We start from the raw sequence: 19,109 nt of genomic DNA, 5'->3' as shown, positions 1-19,109 counted from the left end.
ATTATTTTACCCGTTATTTGGAGTATTCTCGAACTAGTTGAGATGACCTGATTAATTGTTCTTTCTCCTGAATAATACTATTAAGAATTTTTAATTCAGAAATAGCTCCTGATTTCTTTTTTGTTAAATCGTCAAGCCTCTTTGTCAGATGTTCAATCATTAAATTTGATTGATACATAGGAGTGCTAATGTCTGATAATTTTTGGTTGTAAAGCTCCATTGGAGAGATACCAATCGATTTTCTTGCAAGAAACCGTTCTGAATGATCAGTAATGTCATTTAACGATTCAAGGCTTAACCTAAAACCCTGCTCGCTTTCTACCACAGAATCATAAGTGAGTTCATGGTTGTTTTTTTGTTCTTGTAAGATATGCCTATGTCTGATTTCGGTGACTAAAGCCTGATTGCATTCATCAAGCTTATCTTCTAAATTCTCAAAATGCTGACCATAGAAACAATTCTGCTCATTCAATTGCTCTAAGCTCAATTTTTTAAAATACTGACGAAGCTCATGGTGAGTTTTATTTGGAAATCTTGACATGATTACAGCCTGTTTAATTAAAAAAAGAATATTATCATCTTATTTTAAACAAATGAAATAGTTGTTTCCGAGTATAATAAGAGTACCTTGATATTTTTTAATATCTCTAGCCCGATGCCATAAACACAATATTTAGAGGAGCATATTGCTATTTTATCGTTTTGAGTATATTACTTTAATATCCTGATGCTAGCGAGATAGGCAATGTTTTTTAATCCTCTTGATAATCGGTATCTTTATAATATCTATGATTTTAATATGCGTTTATTGCAACCCTATTCCGATTATTGTGAAAATTTGGCAAGGCGTTTTCGTAGAGTTTCCGATAACATTAATTTGCCCTATAAAATTCCTTATACCTCCGATGATACGCAAAACTCTTTCCGTAAAATATTAGAAGCAACTTCAAGTCATTATCGTAGAGTAGCAGGTTATGCGTATGTTTTTCATATGATTACTAATGTTTATGACAAGCCTAAATTTGATATTAATCAAATTAAAATTGACGATGAGTATTATGACATTCAAGAAGAAATTATTGACAAGCAAAGCTTCTGTAACCTGATTCGTTTTAAAAAAACATATGCAGACCATTTGAATTTACCTAAAATGCTCCTAGTTGCCCCCATGTCTGGGCATTATGCTACCCTGCTTCGTGATACAGTAATAAACTTACTACCTTTATATGATGTGTATATTACCGATTGGAAAAATGCCCGTGATGTTCCCTTAACTGAAGGATCATTTGATTTAGATGATTATATAGAATATATGATCTCCTATTTTAATTTGTTGGGGCCTAATTTAAATGTAATGGCAGTTTGCCAACCTACAGTCCCTGTTTTAGCTGCAGTTGCATTAATGTCAACTAATCATTCAGCTAACTTACCAAGAACAGCAATATTGCTAGGTGGGCCAATTGATACAAGCCAATCCCCTACTACAGTAAATGATCTAGCTGCATCACGAGGAGATGATTGGTTTCAGCAAAATGTAATTTCCATCGTGCCATCTCGTTTTCCTGGGGCAATGCGACTTGTATACCCTGGGTTTATGCAACTTGCTGGATTTATGAGCATGAATTTGCAACGACATATGGAGTCCCTACAAAGAGCGGTCGACAGATATGCGGAAAATCAAAAAGAAGCTGCATTCAAAATAATCAAATTTTATCTTGAGTATTTTTCAACCATGGACTTGACGGCTGAATTTTACATGCAAACCATTAACACTGTCTTTCAAGAAAAATTATTAACAACAGGCCGCTATAAATCCAGAGGCCATAATGTACGTTTACAAGACATACAAAAAACAGCCATCTTAGCTATTGAAGGTGAGCGAGATGATATAACAGGAGTTGGACAAACAAAATCAGTAATCAGTCTATGTAAAAACTTACCTGACTCCATGAAGAAATATTTTCTTGCTGAAGAAGTTGGACATTACGGACTATTCAATGGCAAAAAATTCCGCAATATTATTATTCCAGAAATTCATGAATTTACTCAAACATACGCTGACTCATAAATAAGACAATAGGCTGGTCCTATCAAAAAACAAATATATCGGACAACTCAGACACAATGCTAAAATAAAGATGGATTTCTACTTTCACTTGCGCAAAACGGCAAAACCATTGAGTTCATTGCAGTGTCCTGAGTTTAACGTTAATTCGAAACTACCCTAGTTTAGTAATTCACTCAATTCTTACACAAATTTTAGAATAATTTTTGTGCATCTATTTTTATACCACTTAAGATTTTTTTAAGACTCGTGGTGTAATATTTGCGCACCGTGAACTATTTTTACAATTACATGTTATCTAAATACGTATTTGATAATGCTTTAATTAAAACTTTATTCAAGCCAATTTTAACTAAAAATGAAGAAATTCCTTCAGCTGAGACTTTTTCTACTACTAATCCATTGCAGTTAGCCGATGACGAAGCACTTTCTCATGAACACTTGGCACCTATAGGACCAGGAACTACCAATACATGGGATAAAAAGGAACTGATTTTAAGTGAAAAAACTCGACTTAAATACAATGTAGCGACGTGCACTGCAGTAAATATTAATGAAACAGGTGCAAAGTGCTTAACCGATGCCTATCATGAGATTCATGGTTTACCTGGATTTGTTCATCGTTTTTTACAGGGTAGACCTTCGTTGGAAAGAGCTTTATTTGTACAAGCTCCAGAAATGTATCCAATTTTTGATACACCTTATGATGAATCAAAAACCATATTAATGACCAATCCTGCATACCTTGACATCAAGAAATTTTTATCTGACTGTGAAAAAGTATCCACTAGCTATGCATTGAAACAATTAAAAAACTCAGAAAATGGTTTGGCTTTAGTTACCTGGTATATTCATCCTGAAGCATTACCTGCTAAGTTTCGCTCTACACTACCAGCCCACAAAGTTCTAGAATTTCATAGAACTCAATTAATGCGTGAAGCAGAAAGAGCTTGTGATGTTAAAAAAGAAAAACAACCGTTTGACTATTATCGCTATGGGCAAGAAATGACTCCTTTGCAGTTGCATGGAAGTTTTTCAAAATTACCCCGAACTTTAAGTCAGGAATCAATTACTTCGTTAGAATCAAAAAGTGACAGTGTTTATTTGGCCTGCTTATTTGATTTAGATCAAAATAAAACACAATCACTGATTTATTTAAAATCACTTAGGGACAATATTTTAGCAAATCTTGCAGCAGTGTATGGTGTTACTCCAGAGGATAAAATAAAAATATATCTCCATATGCCTTACCTGGAAGCGACAACAACACTCCATGTCCATATTCGAGTAAACCAAGCAGATCATGGCCTCGAAGATGCTAAAAGCTTCGGACTCAATGAAATTATCACCACCTTAGAAAATGGTGGCTCAGTCACTGAGATGATTCTTAGCCGTGGAACCATTTACTGCTCAGAATATCCAATTGGTGAACATGTAGAAGGTGTTTGCGTAAAAACAGTGCCAAACATCCAAAGAGATTGGAAAGATATCTTCAATTTGTTACAAGCAGATAAATTAACAATTGATTATTTACTACAAGCGCTTAAACACAATGACGTAAAAAGTCGAATGCAATTGCTTGACATTAATCAAATTGGAAAATTATTAAAAATAATTGAAGAAGCTGATGAGTTTCCAATCATTGAGGAATTAATCAATATAATCAAAAAAATGGAAATCAATGCAGAATTGAAAAAACTTGGATGGTCATTGGAAACAGGTACATGTACTGAACACGAGACTCCTATAAACTCTATCAGGGCTTTATAGTTTATTTCATTAAAGCAAAGTGTCTGCAAAAACGCAGACACTTATCTTGAAGCTGGATTTCCAAGCTAGAAATAGTTCCTTTCGAGAAATCATTTTAATGTTTCAATAAACTCTTGAACAATTTGAACAAATTTTTCTGGATATTCTAATTGAGGTAAATGGCCGCACTCAGTAAAACAATAATACCGTGCCCCAGGAATATTATCAGCAAGATATTTAGAATCTCGATCCCTAATAATGATATCTTGATCACCAGTCACGACTAAAACAGGTACCTTTATTTGTCCTATCCAATTTTGTGAATCAAATTGTTGAAGAGCACTATATTGCCCTTCATGTCCTTTAATCGTAAATGGAAAAGGATTATCCAAACCAATCTGTATGAGCTGTTCAAGCACTCCAGGGTGAGAAAGAAATTGATATGAAAAACACCAACTGCATGAAGCTTTAATGAGTGATTTAAGAGGCGCATCAGCTTTCATCAGTTCAAGTTGTGCCTGAAGATAAATATTAAAAGTGGTGTGTATTTTTGCGCCAGAATTTCCTATTACTGCAGATTTAACAAGGCTGGGATAGCGATACGCTAATGATTGCAGTATAAACCCTCCCATTGAACTACTTACGAAATGGGCTTGTTGGATATTGAGTGCTGTACATAGATCAGCTACGTCATTTGCCATTTGATCGATACTATAAAGGCCATCCGGAATATCTGTCTGACCAATACCACGATTATCAAATAGAATCACCTGGTATTTTTCTTTAAAGTACTCAACAATTGCAGCCCAAGCTAGATGATCAGCACTAAATCCAGCGATAAAAACAATAGGCTCTCCTTGACCATGACGTTCATAATACATAGAAATATCATTCACTTTAATACGGGGCATAATATTCTTCACCTTCCATTAACTATAAAAAAAATATACCACTTTCTTCTGTAGACGACAATTTTCATGGGACACTTGATTGTAAAACCTTATTTAGTTGCATTGTCCTCGGATGATTGGAGCCAGGCTCTGTAGTTTTTGTTTATTAGGATGCAGACAGCTTAGCTGATTTTGGATGGTTCTTAATTCTGAGGTTTCACTTGTTTCAGCTTGTATATTCTTTTTTAACTTATTATATTTTTCTACTCGCCTAGAGAACTCCTCTTTTATTGCTCTACTAATATGAAAAACTCTTCTGCTCCAGAAAGAGAACGTTGAATCCTATCATTTACTTGTTTCATCTTTTTTCCTAGAGCCATAGCTTTTTCTTTCATTTTACAAAAAATGGATCACTATATTATCATTATAGCTAAATCTAAGATCACTAAAGTTATTGTTACTTAGTCCATATCCTTGCCACTCAAAGTCTTATGACTCGCTGTATTTGAAGAGATCAAACATACATTATGCTATTCTTATTTTAAGGATGAACTTTGGATATTCGATGTATGCACTATAAAGTTTCAGAACAATTTGCTCGTGGCGAAGAAAAAGCAATTGCTGAATTTAAAGAATTAAATGATGCAAAAATTTTTATTGCCCAAAAACAAGAAAACACCAGAATTGAGAAGCAAAAAATTATTTTTAGACTTTACGATGACTGTGATTTATTGCATGAATTCAATGAATATAATAGTACGGTTGCTTATGCAAAATATGCTGATGGTAATGGAGATTTCAATATTATTAAATTTCCTTATCACGTCATGATAAAAGCACCGCATGCTACAGATAAAAAGTGTATTGCAAACTTTATTCATAAAATTAATGCTAATTTATTCGTGATTAGCAAATGCAACCGTGATGCTCTGCTTAATGAAAATGATCTTTTTTTTATTTTCAAAGAACAAAATCTGATTGATACCTTAAATAAAATCATCTGTACTCATCGGAAAACTAAATCTGAGCGCACCGATGACAATGGAAAAGGAGCAAAGTTTCATCCCTCGCCATTACCCAAACGACCAATACCTCCAGGAGGTCCAAGCGATTGTTGGATTGAAGAAAATAATGAAGATGAATCATAGTATGATCCGATCCACTATGTCATTGCTTCATTCAAGCTCAAAATATGAAAACTCTTTCTCATTCGATCAACTTAATTTTTGCCAATCAGATTGAAGGAACAAAATATGCCAAATCCCATTCAAAAAAAACTTCAAGAAATTTTAAATAACCCCGAGGGAAATAAAACTTATCAACGACTCTCTGAAAATTTAAAAGAAAATCTAGGTGCTATTTTAGATTTTTTATTAAATACGCAACTGGTCCATAAATACATTCAGAAGTTTGCTTCTGATTACGAAAAAATTAATGCCCCGAATAATAAAAAAACTTTTCGTTTCTTCTTTACTCAATGGGGCGCTGAAAATGGTTTTAATCTAGGAGACACCCGAAAAAACACCCAAGGTCCATTGAGATATCAACATTCCGGCGACATTTACAAACTAAGTAAGTTCCATTTGCCTAAAGAAATACCTTACTTAGTAGGCATACTTCCATCTTCTCTCTTTACCCGTGTTTTTTTGGGGTTTGGTTATTTGATTTGTGATCCTGGTTCCGGAGTTGCTCATGGAAAATGGACTCATAGTTTGCAATTATTTATGCTTGAGGAGGCGCGCAAGAATAAGGAGCTAAAGCTGATCAATTGTGATTCTATAGTCAATCTTATGAAAGAAATCAGTTGCCATGAATCTAAGGGTGATAAAATATTTGCGCCCCTTTTTGACTCTCAAACACGAACTGATTACACAAGACCAGAAACCTTGATGAAAGCTATTCATGATAAAAATTTGATTAAAAGTGACGAGATGGCAACTCTTCGTGATAAATTGTTCAAGCATCAGAAAAAAATCGAACAGCTAGATGGAAAAGAAAAAGAATACGAACAAAAATTTGCCAAAAATGCCACACATTATTATGGCTTTCAAACAGAAGAAAAAACTGTAGGTTTTTTTTGGGGTAAATCAAAAACAAATACTACCAATTTAATAGCACCTGTTATTGAAAAGCAAAGCAATGTTGAAGGCTTTCAGCTTTTCGCCAATAAATTTTTATCCAATTAGAGAATTTGTTTATAAATAAAAAATATCAAACACTTATTAAAATCACTTAAGACCAGGCAAAATCCGTGAACAATTTAAGATGCGGTAGTGTGTACAAAAACTTCAGAGACGTTGCCCAGAGTTCACTATACGAACTTTAAAAAAGGTTTTGCACTATAATTGTATATATGATGAGAAATCAGAGAGAGTCATGGGCTCATCGAATGAAAAAGATACCTATGAAGCCAGAATTGTAATAAAAAATAAAATTATCTTTAAAACTACTGGAAAAGACCTTGATAATTTGAAAATATGTTTAAGCGAAAATTGTGATCAGGAGCACTCAGGAGCAGAAGGAGTAATTGTGGAGCTTGCTAGACTCAATAATATATAGATGTCATAAACAAACAATTATCGATCAATAAGTCCATGCTTTTAGAATCAAGACCATGGAAAGAATCCAAAATGAACATTTATCTTATGGCCTATCCATTAGGTAAAACATCCGGATTAAGGCAAGCGAGTAGAGATCGAGCATCAAACTTGAAACTTTATTAAGGGAGTAATTGTTGAAACACAGCATTCGTTATCATAACCAATAATATTTATTGCAAATATATTGCAAGTGCGCAAGGCTCATGTATTATTTAATTTTATCGGCAAGGAAGTCTTATGTATAAACAGATTATGATTGCTGTTGATGGGAGTAAAGCTTCCTCTTTAGCATTAAAAGAGGCGATTCAACTTGCTAAAAACCAAAATTCTAAACTTTGTGTGATTCACATCGTAGACACCTTATATGAGGGGGATGTAGATCGCGAGGCGTTCGTTGAGTTAATAAGAAAACAAGGACAAGAAGTTTTAAATTCAATAAAGAAAAAACTAAGCCGCGTAAAAATTGAGTTTGAAATGAAACTCGCGGAACTCACTCCTTCTAAAGCACAAATTGCTGAAAAGCTTGTTGATGAAGCATCAGCCTGGTCTGCCGATTTAATCATTATTGGTACTCATGGTCGGCGTGGCATTCAGCATATACTGACCGGGAGTGTTGCTGAAGAAGTAATTCGCATCGCCAAAATCCCCGTATTGTTAGTAAAAAAATAGAACATACGTTTTTAATTCCCTTGTTAGTAGCAAAAAACCAATTAACAACATTAGTGTTGCATCATATATCCTTAAGCAAAATATGATATAAGTTTTATCCAAAAAAACAACTATGACACATAATGACACAAATATACACAAACAAATGCGTTGATTTTGATCTCATCAATAAGAATGAACTTCCAGGATATGAATATCAGCGTACACTACGTGGCGCAATAGAACTGTCTGCTACAAGCTATTCAAAACAACAATCAAGAAGTGGTTTTATATATCAATGGGATAATATTGCGCCAGAAATTGCCCTTGTCATTTTGCAAGATGCAAAAAAAATTGGCATCGATATTCAAGATGAAGTGCGTCAAACAATGGGTGCCGAAGCATTTCACCAAGAATGTCTAAAATCAGCTCTAGAAAAATTACAAAATAATCCTCATTATTCCTTATTCTTACAAAAACTTGCATTACATATTACCCATAAAAAATCTCAAGAATTAACATTTGAGCATTTAAAGTCATTATCAATTAATACCATTGATCAATTTAATGAAGTCTTTATCCATTTTTTATCAATGCAAAGCAAACTAGCCAATAGTTTTCCTGATTTTAACAAGATCAGAGAAGAAGATGATTATGAGCAATTCATAACGTTTATGACTCATGAACCATTATACGAATCATTTCTGTTATCATTTACTCAATATTTAGCTACTGAATTTAATCAAGGAAGAATAAAAAGCGAGCAGGTAGAAGCACCTAAAGAAATTGATAACAACTCATTACTTAAGTTTTTCAGTGCAATTAGCTATGACTTGTGTCTCAAAATTCCAAACAAAGATTTGCTGAAAAAAAACACTTTATATGTAGATTTATCCGAGAGCCAACTGAACTATAGCGTAATTGATCCCTACGGAAAAGAAATCAATGCAACAATTAACTTTAGTGAACTTGATTTTGCTTTAGATAAAACCATTTCTGAGGAAGACTTAAAAAAGCATTTGCCAGCTATTTTGCAAATTACATCACAATGCGGACATACTGGAGATATTTCCCTTCATAGTACCGCATCACTGAGAGATAAAGGAATTGCCTTTTTAGACAGTGATTTGGGTGCACGTTTATTTCTATCACATTTACCTGCAGTTGACTTGGTTAAAGATGAAGGAATTAAATTTAGCCTCTATCAATGGTTAAATCATGGTAATTTACCGCGATTTAAAGATCTATTAGCAGCAGGAGCATGCCAACACTATAACCAAGAAATCGATATCCAGATAAAACAAATAAAAGAAATTGTTGGTGCCGACGAAATATTCGAAAATGAAATTGAAACTGTAGGCCTCTTAATGAAGGAAATGGTTATTTTAGTCGCTGCATTAGAAGAGGATCCCCACGCAAAAGATGAAGAACTGGATAATAAAATAATACAGCTTATTATGCATTTAAAAAGTATTAACGAATTCTATAAAAGTACTCCACTGTGGAAACTAGATGAAACGTATCCATCCACTACAGGGAATTTCGAAAACTTCATCAAAAAAGTCATCTTTAATTCTACAAATGACAAAATTACCCAATATGTACCAGACAGCAAAGATAAAGAAAAAATATGGAAACTTAATTTAGTAGATTTAGTTATCGGCTTGGTGAACGATACACATTTTGTTTCCGTACGCGATGTTGAAAATAAAAAAGAGCATTCCTTTTTAACAGATGAATCAAGCTTAGTAATTCCACCCTCCATTGTGTTTCGAGAACAGCTTAAAGATAAACTAACATCATCCCTAAAAAATGATGTCCATCACTATCATACAGTACGTAGTTATAAAAATGACAAATTACATCTCACTCAAGCTCCACTTGTTTTTCGTGGGGGGCATTTAACTGATTCATTTCCTAAAACCCAATTTTTTGCTAAAAAAGTGACTCGTATTGGAGAATATCCTACCGATAGTCATTTACTATCAGGACAAGAAAATAACCTAAAAAAGCATGAAGTTCGATCAGGAACTGCTACTTCATTAACTGCTACTGGCGTAGGCACCCACACTGTGACTGATAAATTTGACATAGCTCTTAAATTTGGTGGTATGAATGATATTAAGATTCTCTACATTGTTCGCGGAAAAGAGGCATTTCAGGCACAGACTTTTGCAGAAATAATGGGCAAAACCGAATTGGCTGAAATGGCTTATACACATCTAAAACCTCAAGATTATGTCATGGCGATTATCTATAATCACAATCATGAAATACTTGATGTCATTCCTGGCAACCTAAACGGTGAGATTCAAGGAATTGGCAATCAAGCCAAAGAGATTCTTGCCGCAGGTATTGATTTTTATAATAAACATCATGATCACTCTTTGCTTTATAAACCCTCAGTAAAATTACCTCATTTTCAAGCACAAACACAGAAACTAACAAATCCATTACCTAAAAAGAAATCCTTATTTGATCTCTTGCATATGCATCAAATGGAATCAGAGTCCTTAGTGAAGAAAGTACCCTCCTCAAACTCTCAAGGCAGTGTAAGAATTAGTCGTAGCACACGCAATGGCTATAAAATTTTAGCTATGGACCTATTGAGTCCAGAAGTAAAAGAGGTTCAACCATTAAGTAAGGATTTGGTTCTTCCTGAACAACCATTCCCAAAACCATTAAATCGATTAAGCGAGGTTAGAGAAACAGCCCTTGCCTATTTTAATATGAGGCATATTTTAACTCTAAAAGGTTTGAGTCGATGGAATACTCAAGAAAGGAAATTACACGAAACTTATAATCGCATATTCCAGCCTAATTTTATGGAAGGTGATCTTCAGGATCAGTTAATGCACGCCAATATAGCTCATGAAGAATGGCTAACTGATGTCTTGGTTCCTAAAATGCAAACGACTTTGATGCTTCATCTTGCCACGAGACTAATTACTGATTATCGAGTAGACATCGAAGACGTCAATGAATTAGCACAACAATTATTTCATAATATTCTAAAATCAAATACAAAGTTCCATAAACTTTTAGACGCTTGGTCAGAAATATACATATCACTCAAAGAGACAAACACAGAACAACTCTGCAGTAAAAAAGCTCATGAACGCATGGAAAAACTATATCCTAATCTCAATCAAGGGAGCATTGCCTATCAATCCAGATTTAATTCATGCTTCATCATGGAAATGAATAAGATACAAAAAAAACTGGTTAATCAAACTATGGCTGAATTTTTAGATAAAAACTTAGATGAGTTTACTAAAGAAATAATGCTTGAGGAAAAACCCGTGTATCCACTAATCGATAATCATGATTTTGTATTTTTAGGACCAGCAGCCAGCGGTAAAAGTACTATTTCTAGCAGATACATAAAAAAGAAGATAAAAAAGACTACGTGTCACTTGCAACAGATGATTATCGAGGCATCTTTATGCCTTTTACTGAAGAATTTGAAAAAGAGGAAACAGAACAAGTATATATTCGTACTCAAGATAGTGCCTATTTAATCAGTGAACTTGTTGAAGAACGCATGCAAGCAAAAAAAGAAAAACGGCCCAATATCATTATTGACGGAGTAACTTATAAACCCTCACAAAAAGCTTTAGTTGCAAAAAATAATAATTCTTTAATCATTTGTGCTTGTCTGGATGATATGTCAGAAGTTGTCAAACGTTCTTATGAAAGAGCAAGACAAGAAGAAAGCAGCTCAGCCGATAAGGGGCGTTATGTAAATACCACAAGTTTGATTCATATGCATAAAATGGCAAGTCTTAGCCTATTAATTCATTGTGATCCCAATACAACAATTGAATTTTACAACACCAATGTCCCTCGCAACACAACACCTCCTTTAATTGCCACTGTGGATACCCATGGAGAAAAAACAGTAACAATTAGTCATGATAAAGGCTCCTTGATGTGCCTTGCATCTTTTTTTAATAAAGCTCGAGTAAATACTGGCGCCAAAAGTGACAAGCATCTTTTTTTGAAGCGCTTAAAACAGCCTGAATTCCAAATCGACTCCTTATTTGCAGTGACAGATTATGGATTTAAAATTGTATTGAATGGAGAGAATAAGAAACCATGCTTCTCTGTTAAAAAGGAAAGTAATGGCCAAATGGTGATGGAGATAATCGACCCTGAACAAATTAAAGCTAAAATCAAAGAAAATAAAACTGAAAAAATTTTATTACAAATGCTTTTATTATATGCAAAATTTGGTAATCTAAAGTCCGTTCAAAAAGAGTGTCTATTACATGATGATATTGATTTTGTTGTTGATCAATTAATTGATACATATTCGACACAGGATAATAATACGGGGAATGTTTTGCTTAACTCAAACTCAATATAATATGATTAATACGTTTTTTAGATCAGGAGGTTATATAATGAATCCCGAGTTGCAGGTAAAAATTGCATTACAGAAAAATAAAATAGAGCAATTTATTAATCAAATGCGCCAAATACTCTCCAACACCCCTGATAAAGTTGAAAAAGAAAACCGACTGGAAATATTTGATACTTTGCTACTTTTGGCCACTTATGCTGATTCTGCCGAACTTGAAAATGAGCTTAAAAGATCGCTTCCTCAATATGAAAATAATAGTACAATCAACTACATATGTCGAAAACTTCGTGAAATTAATGGTTTTTGCAAATGCTCATTGAGTGATGAACATGAGGTATATCAAGATTTATTCAGTGCTCTGACACTCACTTCATCTAGAACTAAATACTCTGTTCGCGAATTGCTTAGCGAAACAATTTCTAACCTGATCATTGAAACAACAAATGCAGCGAGTATATACCAAATATCACCCCCAAAATAATAATCTCGAAACAAATTTTCCAAAGCAATAAATTTCTATAAGCCTATATTTAGCGCGTATTTTTTTATTCTGATAATTTTTCGGCATCTGGGTTTTCTTCATATGAATGATTTTACTGCAATCATTGCAATGACCCATTTTTTAAAAAATTCATGATTAATTCACGAGTTTGTGTATTGTTCATAATAAAAGTATGATTGGAATTTACAATCACAGGATCATTTTGTCCTTCTAGACGTGCATATTCAGGGGGTACTTTCGCATCATACCGCCCCGCTATAATCCCTATTTTAATGTTAGGAACAGGTACATGATGTACGTATGAGGTTTGATCTGAGCTAAGCTCAGCTAATGGTTTAATTGGAAAAGTAAGCATAGGAAACATTTTGGTTGAGATCTTTGCCAATTTTGAACCTTGATTTGGAGGCGCCAGCATAATAAGAGAACCAATATTCTTTAATTGTTCTTTTGAAAGTTGAGAGAGAGCTTCTCGAGTAATAATTCCTCCAAGACTATGAGTGATAAAGTTAATTTTTGCCCCGGGATTTTTTGCTAATAAATTTTTAATATACTGATTTAGATAAGTTCCATGTTCTTGGATGCTGTATTTATGCGAAGGATAACTGTAGATGTAAACCGCATACCCTTTTCTTTTTAAGAAATTTTTTAAGGGCCACATACTTAAAGAAGTACGCATGAGACCATGAACCAAGACGATTATTTCCTGAGAGTGTTGTGGCTTAACCCGCATTTTATGAGTATGAAGATCCGGTTTGGCTTCAGAGGTAAATGCATGAGCTGAAGCCACACTCATCATGCCACTAATTACCAAAATAAGTGAAATATATCGGCTTAGTTTGTGAATGGTTTTGACCATTAATATCCCTTCATTATAAATGACTTCTTAATTTTATCTAATATAGCAGCTTCAAAAAACATTCCAAGCCGAGGATATAGATCTTTTTTTTGATATAGTTGATGGATTTATTTCCTATTACAAGATACTCTATTTCTGCTTTTATCCTGAATCCCATAACAAAAAATTGAACCACTAATCTAGGAGTTTTTTATGTTAAAAAAGGTGATATGTACTACTTTTTCCATAATGAGTTTTTCTGTCTTTCTTCCTGCATATGCAAACACGGATATGAGCTGCAAGATTCAAGTGGCTGTTTCAACACCGCCCGTAACTTTTGACCAAAATGTTGCATTTAATGTAACGAATCAATTAGGATTGAATAAATCAATTACACTAAGCGGCGGAAGTGCCCCACAATATATTGAAAAACTACCTTGTATTTCAGAGCCTTTAATCATAAGCGCTACGGTATACACAACTCCAGCAAATGGCTGGTTACAAGCCCCTGTCATTGGTCAATGCGTTTTAAAAGCAGGACCTGTCGTTTTAAATGGCCCGGAAAATAGTGTTTCTGTAGTATTTCCTTTTGATTTTAATTGCAATTATTAAGAAGCATATCATGCCTACATCGTTTCTGATGTAGGCATAAGCGTTTATTTATCATTATTTCTATTGCACCTATTTCTATTGCAATGCATTCCCCAATGAGCACCAAGACAGCTAAACAATGCCCCAAGAAAAAATAACAAGAAGGCTAAAAAAGCACCTGAAGCAAGATCCGCAGGAGTCACATTAACCTCCACCACAGTGACTTTTTCACCATTTTCTGTTGAAGAAGAAATCTTAGTTGAGCCAACTGGAGTCGTAATTTGTGTGATTGGCACTGGAATAGCAACCACAGTACGAGCAATATTTGAATAAGCTACTACGTTTTGACTCAAAATCCCTAGTAATATAGCACCTAAAATCAAAGAAGAAACCCATGTAATAAAACCATACACAATACCTAAGTGATGATGTTTAGAACAATGCAAACGTCCCAGATAACCGGTTATGTAACCACTTATCGCTGTAGCAACAATCACACAGACAATTACTCCTAGCATTCCACCAAGAGAGAATACAATTGAACCACTATTTACAGTCTTCAAAGAATTTAACCCTATAACCGCACCTAAAAGACCAAACAATAGGCCAAGCCCAAGAGCTATTAATGCACCAATAAAAATAGCGGTCCAAGAGATACACTTATTAGGATGTATATGGCAATGTTCATGCTCTAACGCGTTGTTACTTATCATTTAACCCTCCTTATCTCAATGATAGATGTGCTGCTACTTCCCAGATAATAAATGAAGCCTGCTCCTGCTAATAAACATAATAGCTTCAGGGAAAATCTTCAGGTATTAAGTTGGGTATTCATTTAGGGACAATCATTTCCATAAAAAGTACCCCATGTATCTTTGCTTTTCAAGGAAAAATTCAATAACTTACCCTAACTTATACTTGATACAGCTCTCAAGTGCTCAGTGCGCATCGATCTCCGCAATTTGCTCTACATTCCGCACAATATTTTTAGCAATGGCATTAAGTGGTAAATCATTATCATCTTTACCAAAGGGGTCTTCTAACTCTTCAGATAAAATTTCTAGACCCAGTAAAATGTAAACAATCATAACCATCATGGGTATAATAAAAAAGCCAAAAGTGTCAATCCAACCAAAAGGAAACATAAGTGCATAAAAAAGCAACGCTTGTTTTACAAAAAAAGCAAACGCGGGAGGCACAGGAGTATTAGCAATACGCTCACACCCCCCTAGCATATCCATGAGATTCGCAAGATGAACATCTAAAGCCAGGTACTGTTCCAATTGCAGCTTTTCCTCTTGACGCAACTCATTAAGAATACGATACATACGTTTTGTGATCAAAAGAACAGGATGTTTGCCTTCAAATTCATGAATACATAATGAAAGTAATTCTGTTTGAATTGCACTGCCTTCTTTACGTAAATGTGATTTAATAACCACTGGAAGCCTCTGAAGTAATAAATAAAAATCAGGATATTTATTCAACCCCACAAACGCATCAAACTTTAAACCCAAATTACGGCAATTATTGACAATAGAGCCCCATAAAATTCGCCCTTCCCACCAACGAGCATAACTGGTATTGACTCTAAAACTAATAATAATGGTTAGAATAAAGCTAAAAATAAGATGAAATTGGCCTAAATTATAACGAGTTGCACTTTCAAAAAAATAAGCAATGAATACAGCATAGAGAATAATAACGATTGAGACAGGCATTAATTTTCGAAATACTTTTTCTTTATAAAACAAAAAAAGATGAGGTACCCAAGTTAAAAGGTTATGCGATCTTCGCTTCATTCTAAAAAAACCTTAATTTAAAAATTCTATAGTGTAACTTGACTGCCTATTCTAAGCAAAGCTTCAAGATATGGATTTTGATGTCAAAAAGAGTTATGAATGTAACGTGTATAAAATTCAAAAACGGCTTTCCTTAATTGACAACCTCCTGATTAAGTATTTTCTTTTTTGTTGAAAATAAGTGAAATTTTCTCTGTTGCCCCTCATTTCTAATCCAGCTAAGATAGAGCGTCACTAAAAATCATAAGGAAGTTATCCATGAGTGATTTTTTTCAAACTCCGCCTTGTCTTGGCAATCAATACGATGATGATAGAATACTAAAGGCTTATCTTGAATGGAAACTTCCACCGCCAATGCTAACTGAGATTCAACCAGAATTGCATCATTTAGGTCAACGCGTCATTGAAGATATCTATCAACTAGGTCAAGAAGCAGAAGCATACCCTCCAAAACACATACCCTATGATCCATGGGGTAGGCGTATCGACCATATTGAGGTCTCCCGAGCATGGAAAGACCTCGATAAAATTTCGGCTGAAGAAAAATTAATTGCTATTGGCTATGAGCGTCGGCATGGTGCCTACTCTCGCATCCATCAATTTGCAAAATTATATCTATTTCACCCCTCTTCAGCCATTTATACATGTCCTCTTGCAATGACCGATGGCGCTGCTCGTGCATTAGAGCTTTATGCTGATAAATCATTAAAGCAGCGCGTACTTCCACATCTGATTAGTTCAAACCCAACTCAATTTTGGACTTCTGGACAATGGATGACTGAACGCACAGGAGGTTCGGATGTAAGTGGTACCACGACAAGTGCTACACCTGAGGGTGCTTGCTTTCTGCTTAACGGCGACAAATGGTTTACTTCTGCAACAACATCACAAATCGCTATAACCCTTGCGCGTATCGAAGGTGCTCCTGAGGGAAGTAAAGGACTAAGTCTTTTTTATCTGGAACTTCGCGATCAAATGGGCAAACTCAATGGCATCCGTATTAATCGATTAAAAGACAAACTAGGCACGCGCGCCCTGCCTACAGCGGAACTCACATTAAAGAATACGCGCGCATTATTGATTGGAGGCGCAGGTGATGGAGTAAAAAAAATCTCCTCTTTATTTAATATCACTCGAATCTACAATGCATGTTGCGCTGTAGGTTACATGCGCCGGGCTATAGCGCTTGCCCGAGATTATGCAACTAAACGCGTTTCATTTGGTCATACATTATCAAAACATGGGCTACACCTAGAAACTTTAGCAAATATGCAAATAGAGTTTACCGCTGCCTTTCACCTAGTTTTTCATGCCATTGAACTTTTAGGAAAAGATGAATCAGGTGAAGCAACACCAACAGAACGAGCTGTATTAAGATTATTAACCCCTCTAGTAAAGCTCTACTCAGCAAAACAAGCGATTGCAGTGGCTAGCGAAGCATTAGAGTCATTTGGTGGTGCTGGATATATTGAAGATACTGGCTTGCCACAATTACTACGAAATGCCCAAGTATTATCTATATGGGAGGGTACAACAAATATTTTAAGCTTAGATGTCTTGCGAGCAATTCATAAGGAAAATGCAGCTGTAGCATTTCTCGAGGACATACAAAAACGATTGCAACAGATCAGGCTGCAAGATCTCATTCAATCTAAAGTAAAAGCCCAACATGTGGCACAAAAACTTCAAAATTATATCCACTCGCCTCATATAAACGATGAGGAGCAACACACAGGTGCACGTCAGCTTGCTTATTCTTTAACACAAACTTTTGCCGCAAGCTTATTGCTGGAGCATGCTCAATGGGCTTATTATAAAAGTAAAGACTCTATAACACTTACTACTGCCATTCGGTGGTGCGAAAAAAGCCTATCTGAACCGATCCTATTCTCAGAAGATCACAGAAAAAAATCATTAATTCTTGCTATGGACTATAATGATTTTTAAAGTGGGAAAATAAAAATAGGGATCAATATGGAGTTCTCAACATGAAAATCTTACTTTCACGCTGTTTCTCTTTATGTGTTGTGCTTTTTCTATTCCTTCAATCCTCTATATCTGCAGCAGAAAGTCCCATTAGTTTGGTAGGTAATCAAGGTTATGATCTCGTATCCTATCAACAAAAAAGTGGACCCGTACGAGGAAATGGAAATTATGTCGCGTTCTATCAAGGTGTCGCTTACATCTTTGCAACTGCAAAAAACAAAAATACTTTTGCAGCAAATCCTGAAAAATATCTACCTGCCTATGGAGGATATTGTGCTTATGGAGTATCTGTCGGCCATAAAGTGATTAGTGATCCGCTGACATGGAAGATAGTGAATGACAAGCTCTATCTTAATTTGAATCAACAAATCCAAGACATTTGGGCAAATGATATTCCTGGTAACATCAAAAAAGCAGATGCACAGTGGATAAAAATAAAAGATAAGAGCCCTTCTACATAAAATAAGTTTTTCTCGTCCGTTGAAACCTATTACCTACCACATTTGGGCCATACCAAAACTAACATCGTGTTTCTTGGCGAATGCCTATCTAAAAATCAATTTAATGTAAAATTAGGTACTATCTATTTCACAAGTCCTATTGATGATTTTTTTCTTTTTTCCGGTGATAACTGTCCTGATACCTTAATTAAAGATGTTACCTAAAGAAAATAGTACATCCTTAATGTTCATTTAATATTCAATGTGTATTCTCATAAATAAATTATACTATATAGTATACCTATTGGAGTATTACTATGCCTAATGGCGATGATTTAGCTGAAGTTCCATTATCACAACAAATTAATAAAGCAAGGAAATTGTTACTACAAACACTTAAAGATCAATTAGATGATCTTGTAGTCACAAAGCTTGTTGAACAAGAAAAAGGAGTCCCTTTCATTAATTTTGGTGATGATCCGCCACAAATAGTCACTATTAAGAAAGTAATCAACTGCCTCTACCATGCTGAAGAAGGGTTTAAATATTACGAAAGCATTGATAAAAACTCTGTACTGGGAAAAGCCTTAGGTGCAAAAAGTACATCCAGGCATTGATTCAAATTTATAAATCAA

General features: G+C 34.7%; 18 protein-coding genes. 13 read left to right on the top strand and 5 right to left on the bottom strand.

What is annotated here, in order from left to right; all coding sequences use genetic code 11:
* Nucleotides 1–13 precede the first annotated feature (13 nt).
* Nucleotides 14–541, bottom strand: a complete 528-nt coding sequence (locus tag EL220_RS06380) for a hypothetical protein (protein WP_027271144.1) — start codon at nt 539–541, stop codon at nt 14–16.
* Nucleotides 542–745: 204 nt separating this feature from the next.
* On the opposite strand from EL220_RS06380, the gene phaZ reads away from it, so the two are divergent.
* A complete protein-coding gene (gene phaZ, locus EL220_RS06375; RefSeq protein WP_027271145.1) occupies nt 746–2,068 on the top strand; it encodes a polyhydroxyalkanoate depolymerase in 1,323 nt (440 codons plus the stop codon).
* A 267-nt stretch (nt 2,069–2,335) separates the two neighbouring features.
* Nucleotides 2,336–3,835 (top strand): hypothetical protein, encoded by a 1,500-nt coding sequence (locus tag EL220_RS06370; protein ID WP_232002734.1) that lies wholly within the window; start codon nt 2,336–2,338, stop codon nt 3,833–3,835.
* Nucleotides 3,836–3,924: 89 nt separating this feature from the next.
* Here EL220_RS06370 and EL220_RS06365 read toward each other — a convergent pair whose 3' ends face one another.
* Nucleotides 3,925–4,725 carry an alpha/beta fold hydrolase gene (locus tag EL220_RS06365; RefSeq protein ID WP_027271147.1) on the bottom strand — a complete coding sequence of 267 codons (801 nt, stop codon included), beginning with the start codon at nt 4,723–4,725 and terminating at the stop codon, nt 3,925–3,927.
* Nucleotides 4,726–5,273: 548 nt separating this feature from the next.
* On the opposite strand from EL220_RS06365, the gene EL220_RS06360 reads away from it, so the two are divergent.
* From EL220_RS06360 to EL220_RS06335, 7 genes are all read left to right on the top strand, one after another.
* Nucleotides 5,274–5,852 (top strand): hypothetical protein, encoded by a 579-nt coding sequence (locus EL220_RS06360; protein ID WP_027271148.1) that lies wholly within the window; start codon nt 5,274–5,276, stop codon nt 5,850–5,852.
* Between the two features lie 105 nt (nt 5,853–5,957).
* Nucleotides 5,958–6,890, top strand: coding sequence for a LirA/MavJ family T4SS effector (locus EL220_RS06355; protein ID WP_027271149.1), 933 nt, complete (start codon nt 5,958–5,960; stop codon nt 6,888–6,890).
* Nucleotides 6,891–7,080: 190 nt separating this feature from the next.
* Complete coding sequence (locus EL220_RS06350; protein ID WP_232002662.1) at nt 7,081–7,263, top strand: hypothetical protein; 183 nt, start codon at nt 7,081–7,083, stop codon at nt 7,261–7,263.
* A 278-nt stretch (nt 7,264–7,541) separates the two neighbouring features.
* On the top strand, nt 7,542–7,973 hold the full coding sequence (locus EL220_RS06345) for a universal stress protein (protein ID WP_027271150.1): 432 nt from the start codon (nt 7,542–7,544) through the stop codon (nt 7,971–7,973).
* Nucleotides 7,974–8,095: 122 nt separating this feature from the next.
* Complete coding sequence (locus EL220_RS06340; RefSeq protein WP_232002661.1) at nt 8,096–11,473, top strand: hypothetical protein; 3,378 nt, start codon at nt 8,096–8,098, stop codon at nt 11,471–11,473.
* Nucleotides 11,398–12,321, top strand: coding sequence for a hypothetical protein (locus EL220_RS18710; RefSeq protein WP_232002660.1), 924 nt, complete (start codon nt 11,398–11,400; stop codon nt 12,319–12,321). The genes EL220_RS06340 and EL220_RS18710 overlap by 76 nt, the downstream gene beginning before the upstream one ends.
* 37 nt (nt 12,322–12,358) lie before the next feature.
* Nucleotides 12,359–12,799, top strand: coding sequence for a hypothetical protein (locus tag EL220_RS06335; protein WP_027271152.1), 441 nt, complete (start codon nt 12,359–12,361; stop codon nt 12,797–12,799).
* A 121-nt stretch (nt 12,800–12,920) separates the two neighbouring features.
* Here EL220_RS06335 and EL220_RS06330 read toward each other — a convergent pair whose 3' ends face one another.
* Nucleotides 12,921–13,676, bottom strand: coding sequence for a lipase family alpha/beta hydrolase (locus tag EL220_RS06330; RefSeq protein WP_027271153.1), 756 nt, complete (start codon nt 13,674–13,676; stop codon nt 12,921–12,923).
* 192 nt (nt 13,677–13,868) lie between these two features.
* Between EL220_RS06330 and EL220_RS06325 the strand changes: the two genes are divergently transcribed.
* Nucleotides 13,869–14,267 (top strand): hypothetical protein, encoded by a 399-nt coding sequence (locus tag EL220_RS06325; protein ID WP_027271154.1) that lies wholly within the window; start codon nt 13,869–13,871, stop codon nt 14,265–14,267.
* Nucleotides 14,268–14,311: 44 nt separating this feature from the next.
* Here the strand turns inward: EL220_RS06325 and EL220_RS06320 are convergent, their stop codons facing one another.
* Together EL220_RS06320 and EL220_RS06315 are read right to left on the bottom strand one after the other, a co-directional pair.
* Nucleotides 14,312–14,959 carry a hypothetical protein gene (locus EL220_RS06320; protein ID WP_027271155.1) on the bottom strand — a complete coding sequence of 216 codons (648 nt, stop codon included), beginning with the start codon at nt 14,957–14,959 and terminating at the stop codon, nt 14,312–14,314.
* A gap of 225 nt (nt 14,960–15,184) precedes the next feature.
* Nucleotides 15,185–16,048 carry a bestrophin family protein gene (locus EL220_RS06315; protein WP_027271156.1) on the bottom strand — a complete coding sequence of 288 codons (864 nt, stop codon included), beginning with the start codon at nt 16,046–16,048 and terminating at the stop codon, nt 15,185–15,187.
* A gap of 258 nt (nt 16,049–16,306) precedes the next feature.
* Here EL220_RS06315 and EL220_RS06310 point away from each other — a divergent pair, with 258 nt between their 5' ends.
* The 3 genes from EL220_RS06310 to EL220_RS18705 all read left to right on the top strand — a co-directional run bounded on the left by EL220_RS06310 (nt 16,307) and on the right by EL220_RS18705 (nt 19,091).
* Nucleotides 16,307–17,995, top strand: coding sequence for an acyl-CoA dehydrogenase family protein (locus EL220_RS06310; protein ID WP_027271157.1), 1,689 nt, complete (start codon nt 16,307–16,309; stop codon nt 17,993–17,995).
* A gap of 41 nt (nt 17,996–18,036) precedes the next feature.
* A complete protein-coding gene (locus tag EL220_RS06305) occupies nt 18,037–18,495 on the top strand; it encodes a YHS domain-containing (seleno)protein (RefSeq protein ID WP_027271158.1) in 459 nt (152 codons plus the stop codon).
* 296 nt (nt 18,496–18,791) lie between these two features.
* Nucleotides 18,792–19,091 carry a hypothetical protein gene (locus tag EL220_RS18705; protein ID WP_232002659.1) on the top strand — a complete coding sequence of 100 codons (300 nt, stop codon included), beginning with the start codon at nt 18,792–18,794 and terminating at the stop codon, nt 19,089–19,091.
* The last annotated feature ends 18 nt before the right edge of the window (nt 19,092–19,109 follow it).

The sequence above is a fragment of the Legionella sainthelensi genome (assembly GCF_900637685.1).
In the GTDB taxonomy this organism is placed as follows: Bacteria; Pseudomonadota; Gammaproteobacteria; order Legionellales; family Legionellaceae; genus Legionella; species Legionella sainthelensi.
This window is presented reverse-complemented; position numbering and strand designations above follow the sequence as displayed.

Excerpts from the sequence above, each read along its gene's own strand:
- EL220_RS06310 (WP_027271157.1), top strand. The coding sequence starts at position 16,307 with ATGAGTGATTTTTTTCAAACTCCGCCTTGTCTTGGCAATCAATACGAT.
- EL220_RS06340 (WP_232002661.1), top strand. The coding sequence starts at position 8,096 with ATGACACAAATATACACAAACAAATGCGTTGATTTTGATCTCATCAAT.
- EL220_RS06335 (WP_027271152.1), top strand. The coding sequence starts at position 12,359 with ATGAATCCCGAGTTGCAGGTAAAAATTGCATTACAGAAAAATAAAATA.
- EL220_RS06325 (WP_027271154.1), top strand. The coding sequence starts at position 13,869 with ATGTTAAAAAAGGTGATATGTACTACTTTTTCCATAATGAGTTTTTCT.
- EL220_RS06350 (WP_232002662.1), top strand. The coding sequence starts at position 7,081 with ATGGGCTCATCGAATGAAAAAGATACCTATGAAGCCAGAATTGTAATA.
- EL220_RS06345 (WP_027271150.1), top strand. The coding sequence starts at position 7,542 with ATGTATAAACAGATTATGATTGCTGTTGATGGGAGTAAAGCTTCCTCT.
- EL220_RS06320 (WP_027271155.1), bottom strand. The coding sequence starts at position 14,959 with ATGATAAGTAACAACGCGTTAGAGCATGAACATTGCCATATACATCCT.
- EL220_RS06305 (WP_027271158.1), top strand. The coding sequence starts at position 18,037 with ATGAAAATCTTACTTTCACGCTGTTTCTCTTTATGTGTTGTGCTTTTT.
- EL220_RS06355 (WP_027271149.1), top strand. The coding sequence starts at position 5,958 with ATGCCAAATCCCATTCAAAAAAAACTTCAAGAAATTTTAAATAACCCC.
- EL220_RS18710 (WP_232002660.1), top strand. The coding sequence starts at position 11,398 with ATGCCTTTTACTGAAGAATTTGAAAAAGAGGAAACAGAACAAGTATAT.
- EL220_RS06330 (WP_027271153.1), bottom strand. The coding sequence starts at position 13,676 with ATGGTCAAAACCATTCACAAACTAAGCCGATATATTTCACTTATTTTG.
- EL220_RS06360 (WP_027271148.1), top strand. The coding sequence starts at position 5,274 with ATGCACTATAAAGTTTCAGAACAATTTGCTCGTGGCGAAGAAAAAGCA.
- EL220_RS06365 (WP_027271147.1), bottom strand. The coding sequence starts at position 4,725 with ATGCCCCGTATTAAAGTGAATGATATTTCTATGTATTATGAACGTCAT.
- EL220_RS06315 (WP_027271156.1), bottom strand. The coding sequence starts at position 16,048 with ATGAAGCGAAGATCGCATAACCTTTTAACTTGGGTACCTCATCTTTTT.
- EL220_RS06380 (WP_027271144.1), bottom strand. The coding sequence starts at position 541 with ATGTCAAGATTTCCAAATAAAACTCACCATGAGCTTCGTCAGTATTTT.
- EL220_RS18705 (WP_232002659.1), top strand. The coding sequence starts at position 18,792 with ATGCCTAATGGCGATGATTTAGCTGAAGTTCCATTATCACAACAAATT.
- phaZ (WP_027271145.1), top strand. The coding sequence starts at position 746 with ATGTTTTTTAATCCTCTTGATAATCGGTATCTTTATAATATCTATGAT.